The organism is Amycolatopsis sp. (assembly GCF_035276945.1).
GTDB lineage: Bacteria > Actinomycetota > Actinomycetes > Mycobacteriales > Pseudonocardiaceae > Amycolatopsis_E.
In genome coordinates, this window is the sequence record NZ_DATELF010000159.1 from 1 (window position 1) to 12,689 (window position 12,689).

A 12,689-nucleotide genomic window follows, 5' to 3' on the forward strand; every position below is an offset into this window, starting at 1 on the left:
GCGCTGTCCACTGGCCGAGGCCGCCCGCCCAAGCCTCGCTACCCCGACGAACCAGTCCCCCTGCGGGAACTGGCTCTGTCCGCAGGACGTGCCGCCTGCCGCCGGGTCACCTGGCGCAACGGCACCAGGAAAACCAAGGACAACCCGACCGCGGCGATGCGCTCGCACTTCCTGGCGTCCGCGTACGCCCCGCCAACCGGCACATCCCCCGCGCCGCTGACGGCAGCCTGCCGGTCGACCAAATGCGCCAGATACTCATCCACCAGCCCGAACCGCGACGCGGCCGAACCGACCAACGCCCAACCGTCATCCCGTTCCTCAAGCCGAAGACCGGCCTCGTCACTCATACGGAACAGACGTACCAGCACCGACCACACCCACCCGGCACGCTGCGGACCAGTCCAAACGCGACTATTAGCCGGTTAAGAGGGGGTCACAGGTCATGGCGACACTGAGAAATGCTGCCGCTGCGCTTCTTCGACTGAACGGCCTCAATGCAATCAAGAAAACCACCGAGTGGATCTGTCGGGACCGGAATCGGGCACTACCACTACTCGCTACCTAGAGTGACAGTACGCTACATACTGCGAACGTGACGTTGCCCTGCCCAACGAGACCTTCCGAAAAGCCATCTCAACCGTCATTGCTCCATACTTTGGCTGGCCGGTTGAATAACCCTCCGTGACCTGGCGGTCGGACACACTGAGCCTTTCCGGGTAACGGTTCGTTGCTGTGGGTGATCATGTTGTGCGGTCGTAGTCGATGTGGAGGATGACGAGGGCGGCTTTGACAATGGTGCCGATGCGCCACGGCCAGAGGCTGATGTTGCGGGGCGCCTTGAATGTGTTGCGCCAAAAGGGTGGTAGCCGCACAGGCGAGTGGGTGAGGTCGGTATGGTGAGGCGACATGAGTGGAGTGTTGTCACCACTGGGCTATTGTCGCCCTTCCAAGTCCGGGCCGATGGCGCCGTACACGCGCCGCGCGGCGCAGGTGTTGTCACGATGAGCAGACGGTCAAATAGGCGACTCAAGTCGGTCGCCTGGGGATGTGGCGCTGCGATAGGTGTGACGCTGTTCGGATTGGGTGTGGTATTAGCTGCGACAGGTTTGCCAACCGCAGTTCAATGGGGCAGTCTTGTCAGCGCGCTCGCCGGCCTGCTCGGGCTGTCGGTGGCCGCTGCCGGACTGTGGGGAAACACACGGCAGCGTCGGCAGCAGACCGCATCTGGAGCTTCCGAACACAGTCCGGAGATCCTGGAAAGGCTAGCCTCGGCGATCGAGGTCCAATGGCGCGCCGAGACGGAAGTGCGACAGTTGAATCGTTTGCTGCCACTGTCCGTGCGGTGGCGGTCCGCTGCTGCGGATCTGATGGACAGGCTCGACACTATCGCCGGAGTGGCGGTTGATCCCCGCGATGAGGAACTGATGCGACAATTCTACCTGTCCGGCGAACTCACTGAAGTGGGGGATGCGTTCGAGCGCCTTCCCAGCCACCGGCTCGTGATACTCGGAGAGCCGGGAGCTGGAAAGTCCGCCATCGCCTTGCGGTTGACCCGAGAACTGCTCCTGCGACGTCACTCTGGTGAACCAGTGCCGGTGCTACTCACACTCGGTTCATGGAATCCTGCCACAGAACATTTCTACGCCTGGGTCGCAAGGTGCCTGGAGGAAACTTACCCCGTGCTGCGTGTGGCTACGGAGTCGGGTGAGAGTGTGGCACAGCACTTCGTCAATACCCGGCGCGTGCTGCCCATCCTTGATGGCCTCGACGAGATGAGCGATGACGTTCGGGTTCAGTCGATCGGCGCGCTCAACCGGGCGCTGACCGATGATGACCCACTGGTGCTGACCAGCCGAACCCGGGAATACTACACAACCGTGAGGTCCCCCGATCCCTCACGGCCCACGTCCTTACCTCATGTGCACACGAGTGAGGTGCTCGCGGCTGCGGCGGTCATCGAATTGTTGCCGCTACTGCCCGCCGAGGTGGAAAACTATCTGGGACAAGCCACACCCGTTTCCCACGTCGATAAGTGGACCCCAGTGTTCGCGCAACTGCATCGGGAACCTACCGGGCCGTTGTGCTCGGCCTTGTCCACGCCTTTGATGACTTCTCTTGCTCGCGTTGCCTACTGCAACACTACGGCCTCCCCCGCAGAACTCCTCGACAGGCGTCTCAGCGATCGTCGGACTATCGAGGCTCATTTGCTGGACCGCCTCATCCCGTCGGTATATGAAGACCGGCCGCCCCCCTCCGGTCGCAGTTCGTGGAACGTCGCCCAAGCGAACGCGTGGCTGCGGTTTCTGGCCGTTCACCTTGACAGGCTCGGTACCAGGGAACTTGCATGGTGGGACCTTCGCAGGCTCACCCCTCGACTTTCTGGCGGGATTGGCATAGGACTCCTTACCGGTCTGTCAGCCAGTCTCCTGATCACACCGATTTATGTGCTCGCCTGGGGACTGCGATTAGGTATAGTCGGCGGGCTCACCTTCATGCTGATTTCCTCGGTGGTGTACGGTCTCATCGTTCGGTTTTCGGCAGTATCGACGCCATTGCGGGTGAATGTTCGTCAATACGTTGACCTCAGACGTCGTTTCACGGGGCTCAAGGTTGGATTGAGGGCGGGTAGTAGAGCGGCGCTCGTGTCCGGCCCTTCGGTTGGTATCGCGGTGGGTTTGGTCGACGGCTTCATCTATGGGTTGGTTGCGGGGCCAACAGCTGGGGCCGGGATCGGACTTGCCACGGGAGTCGCTGTTGGACTTGCGGACGCGTTCTCGGTCGGACTCGCCGTCGCGCTCGTGTATGTACTCGATGTCCCCGCAGATGTTTCGAGAGCAGTTAGTCCAAGTTTCCTGCACAACGTCGACCGCGTTGCTGCGCTCATTCGAGCAGTTGTGGTCGCGGTCGCTATCGGGCTGGCCACCGCGCTTGTCGCCGGACTACTTGTGGTCGAGTTCGCCAGTGGGTTTCCCGCGGGACCTCGACAGGCTAGCCTGGTTATCGGCGGATACGCTGGTGGCTTGGTGTTCGGACTTGGAGCAGGCTTGGCGGCCGGGCTCGCCACCGCTTACGGCAGGCTGACTTTGGCCCGCGTATGGCTCGCCGCTCGCCATCGCCTGCCGTGGGCTCTGATGGCGTTCCTCGATGACGCCCACCACCGTGGGGTACTGCGTCAGGTAGCCGGTACTTACGAGTTTCGCCACAGCCAATTGCAGAATCGCCTCATTGCAAGTGTCGCCTAATTGGGCTCTTCGAAGTTAGCCGGGGTCGTGTTGTTCGTTGATCACTGTTGGTGATCTTGGTGTGGTGACCGTGGGTGGTCGTCGGCTGGTGCGGGTGGTGGCGTAGCGTAGGCGTCGGCGCTGGTTGGTGGTGTTGCGGAAGCCGTAGGCCTTGCGGCCTTCCAGTTTGATGACTCGGTTGAGTCCTTCGGATTTGGCGTTGGACACGCCGAGTTCGATGGCGGTGATGATCGGGTCGCGCCAGCGGTCGATGGTCTGGGCGAGGCTGGTCAGTTCGGGGATGTGGTTGTAGGTGGCGCACCAGGTGAAGAATTCGTGGAGGTGGTGGCGGATCCGCTCCGGGGTGGGGTGGGTGCCGCAGATGGGTTCCCGCAGCCGGATCAGGTCGCGGAGTTTCTCCTTGGCGATCCAGGCCAGCAGGATCTGCTGACCGGCCGTGTCGCCGTCCAGAGTGGAGGGGATCTTGTCGAATTGGCCGGGTGTGATGTGTTCACGGTTGCGTAGCAGCAGGTTCTTGACCCCGTACTCGCCGTCCCCGGACCGGCCACGGCGGCCGTATTTCTCCCGGACCACCCGCCGACGCACATCACCGATCATCTTCGTGGCCAGTTGCACGACGTGGAACGGGTCGACCGCCGGCCGGGCGTGCGGCAGCATCCGGCGGACGGCGCTGGCGTAGATGGTGGACATGTCGATGACCACGACCTGGACCCGGGCCCGCCAGGCGGGCCCGGCGTGGTGTAGCCAGTACGCGGTGTCATCGGCGGTGCGGCCCTCGACCTGGCCGAGCAGGCCCTGATCACCAGCGAGGTCGACGAACCCGGTGTGCCAGCGGTCAGCCAGCAGCACAGTGCGGTCGGTGTCCGGGTCACGCGTGAACCGCGGCCGGCCCCGGCGGGTCTCGTCGATGCCCAGCACCTCCACCGGCTCAAGCCGGGTGTCCAGTACCGGATCGATCCGGTCGATCAACGCTTGGTGCGCGCTCGGCCAGGAGATGCCCACCTGCGTGGCCGCGGTGCACACCGGTATCCCCGCCTCGCCGATCAACTGTGCGGCATGGTCCCGCACCCGCTCGACCAGCCGGGCACCGGCGGAATCTGGGGCACCGACTCGGTAAACGTCGCACGCGCACAGTCCGGATTACCGCATCGCCATCGCCGTTTGGCCCACACCACCGCAACCCGCTCCACCCCCGCGGCCGCGGCAGCGGCCGGGCGGGGCAGCGGCCGGGGCCGGGTCAGGACATACTCATGCACCCGAGTCGAGGCCACCCCACAGTCCGGACACACCGGAACCACCCCGGGATCGGTGGCCAGCCACACCGTCACGCCACCATCGGCTTCAACATCCACCTCGACAACCACCACGCCCTGCACACCGAACAGGGTCGAGGCCATATCCTGATCCACGGTGCCCGCGACTTTCTCCCGATCATGTTTTCCTTCGCAAGATCCATGATCCCGACCGTCGCGGGCACCCCGATCACCACCTCGCCGCTACCGGCATCCCCATCCCGCCACCACCCAACCCCACACGGACACGATCCGCAGCCACCACGATGTAACACACAGTAACAGACAATCACACAACCCCGCTCAAGTTCGAACAGCCCCATATCTCGAAACCGCAGCTTGGGTCAAGGGTCGATTGACGCTGGTCAAAGCCATGCCCGGCGTGGCTCGGGCCTTCGCCGCCCGCTTCAGACGCTGATCCATCGAGGCCCGCTCGTCCCCTTCACGCCGCCAGCTTCCCCGTCGACCTGACAGGACTACCGCGCGCGCTGCCACAGGTCCCAGTGTCCGGGCGCGAGGACCCTCACCTGCTGCGAAGCACCGCGCTGCGGGGTCTCCTCGCCGCGCGATGGTGCCGTGATGCCAGTCGCGACGCCGTCAGCGCGATCCAGCCCAGCGACGCCAGCAGCGCCCTGGTCCGGCCACACCGGAGCGGCAGGCAGTGAAACAGCTCTCCGTTCGGGTACTGACGGGGGATCGTCGACCCGCCTGCGCGCCGGAGGTGGGCGCCAACGTCGAGCACCGGGCCACCCCGCCGGCCGCACCGGTGGGCCGGATTTCACCACCGCCCCGGCAGGTATGTCGCCGCCCGCTACCGTCGTCTCCGGCTCCCCGGATCATGGAACGGGCGGATGGGTACACGCCCGTCCGAGGCCACGGATCCGGAAAAAGTAGACCGCGAACAGCCGTAGCCGACCGGTTCCCGCCGTACACAACCGGACATCGCGGCGCTGATCTCCCCTCGGATCCGGCCTGCTCAGGAACCTGTTTCCGCAGGCCAGAGGTGGTGCCCCCGGAGAGATTCGAACTCTCACTACACGGGTTTTGAATCCGTTGCCTCTGCCAGTTGGGCTACGGGGGCCGGTACGAGGGCGATACTACGAGGGGCGCCATCCACGCCGGGCGGCGGGGGTAGCTCTACGTATCCGGTCAGCCGCGCCGAAGCGGGGGTGGGCGATGGGTTTGTCGTGAGGTGGGGGTGGGAGACAGCTCCGGGCTGTACACGGAACCATCCGCTCACACCACGTGGTGAACGCCATCTCAGGATGCCGCAACGTTGCCGGTAGGCTCGGGTTTCGCGGTACGCCGCATTCCTATTCCGTCGAGCACGCAGGAGGACCCCGGTGACCGAACAGGCTGCCGAGGCCAACGGTGTCGCCACCGCGCCGCAGCGTCGGGTGCTCGTCGCCGAAGACGAAGCACTGATCCGGCTTGACCTCGTCGAGATGTTGCGCGAAGAGGGCTACCAGGTGGTGGGTGAGGCCGGCGACGGCGAAGAGGCCGTCAAGCTGGCCAACGAGCTCAAGCCTGACCTGGTGATCCTGGACGTCAAGATGCCCAAGCTGGACGGCATCGAGGCGGCGTCGAAGATCACCGGTGACCGGGTCGCACCCGTCGTCATCCTTACCGCGTTCAGCCAGCGAGACCTGGTCGAACGCGCCCGGGACGCGGGCACCATGGCCTACCTTGTGAAACCGTTCGCCAAGCGCGATCTGGTTCCGGCCATCGAACTGGCGATCAGCCGGTTCGCCGAGTTGCAGGCACTCGAGGCCGAAGTCGCCGGTCTGACCGACCGGCTGGAGACCCGCAAGATCATCGACCGGGCCAAGGGGCTGCTGATGACCCAGCAGGGGCTGTCCGAGCCGGACGCCTTCCGCTGGATCCAGCGCACCGCCATGGACCGGCGCACCACGATGAAGGCGGTTGCGCAGGCCGTGGTCGAAAGTATCGGTCAGCGTTAGTTCATCACCTACTCGGACGAGTGGGTGCTTACTGGTTGTTCATCACCCGGTTGTTCCACTGTGGCAACCGGGTGTTAACCGCGCCTACACTCAAGTGACGCCCGTCATGCAGCCGAAACCAGACATTCGTAACTATATGCGACGTGACGTCATCCGGTTACTGTCAGTACCCGGGCCATGTCCCTGGGGGCAACGGTCCGCCGAACAGCGGGTCGATCGGTAACGGGAGGAATTACGAGTGTCGAAGGCACGACTTACCGGGGTCATCGTGCTGGCAGCAGTGGCCTCGCTCGCGCTGGGTGGGTGCGCGGCCCGCAACCAGGGGACGTCGGCAGGGGGCAACACCCCGTCGGCGGCCGCCCCGCAACAGGCGGCGAACGCGGCCGACCCGCGAGGCGACGGGAACGGCCGGTGTTCCGGAGTTTCGCTGGCCTACGCCGGCACCATCAACGGCAACAGTGCCGCGCTCGGGGTGAACATCCTCAAGGGCGCGGACCTGGCCATCAGGCAGCACAACCAGGCCAACCCGAACTGCCAGGTCACCCTGAAGCAGTTCGACACCGAAGGCAAACCGGACAAGGCGCCCGGTGTGGTCACCCAGGTCATCAACACGCCGGACATCCTCGGTGTCATCGGCCTGCCGTTCTCCGGTGAGTCGAAGGCGTCCGGCGACCTGTTCGACAACGCCGGCCTGGCCACCGTCACCCCGTCGGCCACCGCGGTGTCGCTGACCACGCACGGTTGGAGGACCTTCTTCCGCGGCATGGGCAATGACGGGGTGCAGGGTCCGGCGGCGGCGAAGTTCCTGACCGACACGCTGAAGGTCAACAAGGTCTGCGTGGTCGAGGACGATTCCGAGTACGGCACCGGCCTGGCCGCCTCGGTCGTGCGGTCGCTGGGTGGCAAGACCTCCTGCACGGACAAGGTCAAGAGCGGCCAGACCGACTTCTCCGCCGTGGTCAACAAGATCTCCACGGAGAACCCGGACGCCGTCTTCTACTCCGGGTACTACCAGGAGGCAGGTCCGTTCGCGCAGCAGTTGAACGACAAGGGTGTCACAGCCAGGTTCGTCGGCCCGGACGGCGTGAAGGATCCGGAGTTCATCAAGGGCGCGGGCGCGGCTGCGGCGGCGAACACCTACTTCACCTGCCCATGTGTCCCGGTGGAGAACTTCACGGACTTCGTCACCGCGTTCACCGTCAACGAGGGACAGGCGCCCGGCACCTACTCGGCCGAGGGCTACGACGTCACCACGATCCTGCTCAAGGGCCTCGACAAGGGCATCAGTGACCGAGCCGGGCTGCTCGACTTCGTCCGGAACTACGACGGCCAGGGCCTGACCAAGCACTTCAAGTGGGACGCGCAGGGCGAACTGTTCGACAAGCCGGTGTGGAGCTACAAGGTGCAGGGTGGCGCCATCGTCAACAACGGTCAGATCTCCTAGCAACGGCTGAAGAGCGGGCATGCACCCGGCCGATCGGGGACGTGCGTGCCCGCTCGATCCCAGGACAGAAAAAGCGATGAGCGCATCTGTGATGCAGGCCGAAGGCTGGATCTCCTTCGACGTCCACGGCCTGGCCGAGCAGTTCTGGAACAACACGGTGGACGGGCTGGCGCAGGGCGGCATCTACGCCCTGGTGGCGCTCGGCTACACCCTTGTCTACGGCGTGTTGAAGTTGATCAACTTCGCCCATTCCGAGGTCTTCGTCGTCGGTGCGTTCGCCGCGTGGCTGGCGTTCTATGCGCTGGGTTTCCGCGCCGGCGGAACGCCCGAGCTCTCAGCGATCGAGATCATCGGGTTCCTCGCCGTGGCGGGCCTGGCCGCGATGGCGGCGTCGGGCGCGGTCGCCGTGCTGCTGGAACGGGTGGCCTACAAGCCGTTGCGCAAGCGGAACGCGCCGCGGCTGGTGTTTCTGATCACGGCGATCGGCGCGTCGTTCGCCATCCAGCAGACGCTGAAGCTGATCTTCGGCCTCAACCCGCAGCCACAGATCCGGCTGCTGCAGCCGCACAAGGTGTTCGACGTCTTCGGTGCGGCGGTCACCAACGTCTACCTCGTCGTCTTCGTGGCGGCCATCCTGTTGTGGTTCGTCACGGACTGTTTCGTGAACAAGACCAGGTTGGGCCGGGGTATCCGCGCCGTCGCCCAGGACCGGGACACCGCCACCTTGATGGGGGTGAACTCGGAACGGGTGATCATCGTGACCTTCCTGGTCGGCGGGTTGCTGGCCGGTGCGGCGGCGCTGTTCTACCTGATGAAGATCCCGCAGGGTGCGGTCTACAACGGCGGGTTTCTCCTGGGTATCAAGGCGTTCACGGCCGCGGTGCTGGGCGGGATCGGGAATCTGCGGGGCGCGCTGGTCGGCGGGCTGCTGCTGGGCCTGGTCGAGAACTACGGGCAGTCGCTGTTCGGCGGCGAGTGGAAGGACATCGTGGCGTTCGTGGTGCTGGTGGTCGTGCTGATGTTCCGGCCGACCGGCATTCTCGGCGAGTCGCTGGGGAAGGCGCGGGTATGAGCGGCCGAAGGCCGAGTCGTGGCAGTCGAGGTGACCACAAGGCGCGCGCTTTGCCGTCAGGCCGGCTGTCGGGGCGGCAGGGCGCTCTTCCCAGCGAGGGGGCTGAGGCGATCTCGGCTCGGAAAGAGCGCCCTGTCGACATGATCAAGGGGGTCTGGGGGCTTGCCCCCGGCCGGGGTGTGGGGGCTGAGCCCCCGCGAGACACCGTCGCGCGTGAAATCGCGGAAGGGCGCGTATGAGAAACATCAGCGAGCGCTGGAACAATCTGTCCCGGCCGGCGCAGTGGGCGGTCCTCGTCCCGCTCGTCGTGCTCGTCTACCTGCTGCCGGTGCTCAATCCGCCGCTGATCGCGACGACGGGCACCGACTTCCCGACCGCGATGTTCGACGTGGCCCGCTACGCGCTGGTCGCGGTGGGCCTGAACGTCGTGGTCGGTCAGGCGGGCTTGCTCGATTTGGGCTATGTCGGGTTCTTCGCGGTCGGGGCGTATGTTTCGGCGCTCTTCACCAGCCCCAGCTCGTCGCTGCACAAGCTGCCCTACCTGTGGACGCTGCCGTTGGCGATGGCGGTCACGATGGTCTTCGGGATCATTCTGGGCACGCCGACGCTGCGGTTGCGGGGTGACTATCTGGCGATCGTGACGCTGGGTTTCGGGGAGATCATCCGGCTGCTGGCCGACAACGTGGAACCCCTGAACGGGCAACGCGGGTTCGAGCGGGTGGGCAGCGACAACGCGGGCAAACCCCTGTTCGGTGACGCCACCCAGTGGTATTGGCTGACGGTCACCATCATCATCGCGGTGCTGTTGCTCGTCGGGAACCTCGAGCGGTCCCGGGTGGGCCGGGCGTGGGTGGCCATCCGCGAGGACGAGGACGTGGCCGAGATCATGGGCGTGGCGACCTACAAGTTCAAGATCTGGGCGTTCGTGATCGGCGCGGCGATCGGTGGCCTGTCCGGCGCGCTGTACGCGGGCAAGCTCGGGTTCGTCAACAACCAGTCCTTCGACGTGGTCACATCGATGCTGTTCCTGGCCGCGGTCGTGCTCGGCGGAGCGGGGAACAAGGTGGGCGTGCTGTTGGGCGCGGTCGTGGTGGCCTACCTCCCGCTGCGGTTCGTGCAGATCGCCGAGTACAACTACCTGATCTTCGGCATCGCCCTGATCATTCTGATGATCTTCCGCCCGCAGGGCCTGCTCGGCGCCCGCCAGCGATTGCTGGCCCGGGGCCGCCAGGCCTACCAACGGCTCCTCGGTCGGGGTGAGCAGGTCAGTGGCGACAGCGTGCTGGCGCCCGAACTGACCGGGGGCAAGTCATGACACCCCAGGTGTCAACCAGCGGCCGCCAGGCCGGCGACCGAGCGTGCCTCGGCCCGAAAGGTCCTCGTGCACCGCAGGGGCACAGCCCCCACACCCACGCGGAAGAACAGCCATGAGCCAACGCCAAGACGACGTGCCCACCGAGGGTGGCCTGGTCGCCGAACTGGCGCACATGACCGCCGAGGAGCGGGTCCAGCACGACGCCGAGGTCGCCGAGGCGGTCGCCCCGGGCCGGGAGATCGGGGTCGAGGTCGGCGAGACGCTGTTGGAGCTGCGTGACGTCACGTTGCGGTTCGGTGGGGTGAGGGCGCTGGATTCGGTGTCGTTCGGGATCCGGCGGGGGGAGATCCTCGGGTTGATCGGGCCGAACGGGGCGGGGAAGACGACCTGTTTCAACGTGATGACGGGGGTGTACCGGCCGTCCTCGGGGCAGGTGCTGCTGGAGGACCGGCCGTTGGGCAAGGCGTCCCGGCACCGGATCACCCGGCTCGGGATCGCCCGCACGTTTCAGAACATCCGGTTGTTCGCGGAGATGACGGCGCTGGAGAACGTGGTGGTCGGCGCGGACGCGCGGCACCGGACGAGCGTGCTCGGTGCGTTGTTGCGGCTGCCGGCGCACCACCGCGAGGAGCGGGAGGCGGTGGACCGGGCGATGGCGCTGCTGGAGTTCGTGGGGATCGCCGATCGTGCCGCGGACAAGGCGAAGAACCTGCCGTATGGCTACCAGCGACGGCTGGAGATCGCGCGCGCTTTGGCCACCGAGCCGAAGCTGCTGTGCCTGGACGAGCCGGCCGCCGGGTTCAACCCGGCGGAGAAGGAGGAGCTGATGGGGCTGATCCGCAGGATTCGCTCCGATGGCTACACCGTTCTGCTCATCGAGCACGACATGCGGCTGGTGATGGGCGTGACCGACCGGATCGTGGTGCTGGAGTTCGGCAAGAAGATCGCCGACGGGGCACCGGCCGAGATCCGCGAGAACCCGGCCGTGATCGCCGCCTATCTGGGAGTGGGAGAAGATGACGCTGCTTGAGCTGGCCGGTGTGTCCGTCCACTACGGACGGATCGAGGCGGTGTCCGGGCTGTCCATCACGGTCGGCGATGGCGAGATCGTGGCCATGATCGGCGCCAACGGCGCGGGCAAGTCCACCACGATGCGTGCGATTTCCGGGATCCGGCCGGTCTCGGCGGGCCGGATCGCCTTCGCCGGTGAGGACATCACCCGGCTGCGCGGGGATCTTCGCGTGGTGCGCGGTATCTCGCAGGTGCCCGAGGGACGCGGCGTGTTCCCGGGGATGACCGTCGCCGAGAACCTGGACATGGGCGCTTACGCCCGCAAGGACCGCAAGAACCTCGCACCTGACCTGGACCGGGTGTTCGAGCTGTTCCCGCGGCTGGCCGAACGGCGGACCCAGCCCGGTGGCACGCTTTCCGGCGGCGAGCAGCAGATGCTGGCCATCGGCCGCGCGCTGATGGCCCGGCCCAAACTGCTGCTGCTGGACGAGCCGTCGATGGGTCTGGCACCCCAGTTCATCGCGCAGATCTTCCGGATCATCACCGAGATCAACCAGCGGGGCACCACCATCCTGCTGGTCGAGCAGAACGCCCAGCAGGCGCTGTCCCGCGCCCACCGCGCCTACGTGCTGGAAACCGGCCGGATCACCAAGACCGGCACCGGCCGCGAACTCCTCACCGACACCGCGATCAAGGATGCCTACCTCGGCGTTGCGTGACCGGGCGGTTTCCAGGGGCACACGGTGACCGTCCGGCGCGCCGCCGGCCCGCCACCACCCTCAACGGTGGCGCTTCGCGCCACAGCGCTGATTCGGAACGAGCGGGCGCTGATTCGGAACGAGCCGAACGTCACATCGGGCCCCATCCAGCGGCGTGGCGGGCTCAGACGGCGGGGCGGTCGCGGATGATGCAGGACAGGCGGGCCGTGCAGGTGCGGCGGCCCGCCTCGTCGGTGAGCACGATCTCGGTGGTGATGGCGCCCCGGCCGACGTGCACCGGGGTGGCCACCCCGGTCACCAGGCCATCGCGGACGCTCCGGTGGTGCGTGCAGGAAAGCTCGAACCCCAGCGTCATCTTGTCCGGGCCCGCGTTGAGCCCGGCCACGGTCGACCCGAGCGCCTCGGCGAGCACGGCGTTCGCGCCGCCGTGCAGCAGCCCGTAGGGCTGGCGGTTGCCCTCGACCGGCATCGTCCCGACCACCCGCTGCGCGCTGACCTCGACGAACGCCAGCCCGATCTTGTCGTTCAGCTGCTGGTCGGCGACGGTCGGGTCGATACCGGCGACCTGCTCGCCGACGAGTTCGGGCAGGTGATCGCTCACGCACGGCTCCTTTACACACACGAGGGGGCAAG

10 protein-coding genes, 1 tRNA gene and 1 pseudogene are annotated in these 12,689 nt (G+C 66.1%); 8 read left to right on the forward strand and 4 right to left on the reverse strand.

Annotation, left to right across the window (positions count from 1 at the left end; genetic code table 11):
- Window positions 1-233: pseudogene (locus tag VJT49_RS35620) on the forward strand (transposase); the annotation flags it as partial.
- Window positions 234-1,064: 831 nt separating this feature from the next.
- Complete coding sequence (locus VJT49_RS28725; RefSeq protein WP_324168079.1) at window positions 1,065-3,242, forward strand: hypothetical protein; 2,178 nt, start codon at window positions 1,065-1,067, stop codon at window positions 3,240-3,242.
- A 15-nt stretch (window positions 3,243-3,257) separates the two neighbouring features.
- On the opposite strand, the gene VJT49_RS28730 is transcribed toward VJT49_RS28725, so the two are convergent.
- The 3 genes from VJT49_RS28730 to VJT49_RS28740 form a co-directional block, all read right to left on the reverse strand.
- Window positions 3,258-4,310, reverse strand: coding sequence for an ISL3 family transposase (locus tag VJT49_RS28730; RefSeq protein WP_324168081.1), 1,053 nt, complete (start codon window positions 4,308-4,310; stop codon window positions 3,258-3,260).
- Window positions 4,286-4,639 (reverse strand): hypothetical protein, encoded by a 354-nt coding sequence (locus tag VJT49_RS28735; protein ID WP_324168082.1) that lies wholly within the window; start codon window positions 4,637-4,639, stop codon window positions 4,286-4,288. Before VJT49_RS28735 ends, VJT49_RS28730 begins: the two co-directional genes overlap by 25 nt.
- Before the next feature lie 899 nt (window positions 4,640-5,538).
- Window positions 5,539-5,615: transfer RNA gene (locus VJT49_RS28740), tRNA-Leu, on the reverse strand.
- Window positions 5,616-5,877: 262 nt separating this feature from the next.
- Between VJT49_RS28740 and VJT49_RS28745 the strand changes: the two genes are divergently transcribed.
- From VJT49_RS28745 to VJT49_RS28770, 6 genes are all read left to right on the forward strand, one after another.
- Complete coding sequence (locus VJT49_RS28745; RefSeq protein ID WP_324168083.1) at window positions 5,878-6,495, forward strand: ANTAR domain-containing response regulator; 618 nt, start codon at window positions 5,878-5,880, stop codon at window positions 6,493-6,495.
- Between the two features lie 268 nt (window positions 6,496-6,763).
- Entirely contained in the window at window positions 6,764-7,939 is a 1,176-nt protein-coding gene (locus tag VJT49_RS28750; RefSeq protein WP_324168161.1) for a branched-chain amino acid ABC transporter substrate-binding protein, read from the forward strand.
- A gap of 76 nt (window positions 7,940-8,015) precedes the next feature.
- On the forward strand, window positions 8,016-9,011 hold the full coding sequence (locus VJT49_RS28755) for a branched-chain amino acid ABC transporter permease (protein ID WP_324168084.1): 996 nt from the start codon (window positions 8,016-8,018) through the stop codon (window positions 9,009-9,011).
- Between the two features lie 235 nt (window positions 9,012-9,246).
- A complete protein-coding gene (locus VJT49_RS28760; RefSeq protein WP_324168085.1) occupies window positions 9,247-10,326 on the forward strand; it encodes a branched-chain amino acid ABC transporter permease in 1,080 nt (359 codons plus the stop codon).
- A 112-nt stretch (window positions 10,327-10,438) separates the two neighbouring features.
- Window positions 10,439-11,356 carry an ABC transporter ATP-binding protein gene (locus VJT49_RS28765; protein WP_324168086.1) on the forward strand — a complete coding sequence of 306 codons (918 nt, stop codon included), beginning with the start codon at window positions 10,439-10,441 and terminating at the stop codon, window positions 11,354-11,356.
- Window positions 11,343-12,056 carry an ABC transporter ATP-binding protein gene (locus VJT49_RS28770; protein WP_324168087.1) on the forward strand — a complete coding sequence of 238 codons (714 nt, stop codon included), beginning with the start codon at window positions 11,343-11,345 and terminating at the stop codon, window positions 12,054-12,056. The genes VJT49_RS28765 and VJT49_RS28770 overlap by 14 nt, the downstream gene beginning before the upstream one ends.
- Window positions 12,057-12,219: 163 nt before the next feature.
- On the opposite strand, the gene VJT49_RS28775 is transcribed toward VJT49_RS28770, so the two are convergent.
- Entirely contained in the window at window positions 12,220-12,657 is a 438-nt protein-coding gene (locus tag VJT49_RS28775; protein WP_324168088.1) for a hotdog fold thioesterase, read from the reverse strand.
- Between the last annotated feature and the right edge of the window lie 32 nt (window positions 12,658-12,689).

What these genes read in the sequence shown, in the direction of transcription:
- VJT49_RS28770 (WP_324168087.1), top strand. Translation starts at nt 11,343, where the DNA reads ATGACGCTGCTTGAGCTGGCCGGTGTGTCCGTCCACTACGGACGGATC.
- VJT49_RS28755 (WP_324168084.1), top strand. Translation starts at nt 8,016, where the DNA reads ATGAGCGCATCTGTGATGCAGGCCGAAGGCTGGATCTCCTTCGACGTC.
- VJT49_RS28735 (WP_324168082.1), bottom strand. Translation starts at nt 4,639, where the DNA reads ATGGCCTCGACCCTGTTCGGTGTGCAGGGCGTGGTGGTTGTCGAGGTG.
- VJT49_RS28760 (WP_324168085.1), top strand. Translation starts at nt 9,247, where the DNA reads ATGAGAAACATCAGCGAGCGCTGGAACAATCTGTCCCGGCCGGCGCAG.
- VJT49_RS28765 (WP_324168086.1), top strand. Translation starts at nt 10,439, where the DNA reads ATGAGCCAACGCCAAGACGACGTGCCCACCGAGGGTGGCCTGGTCGCC.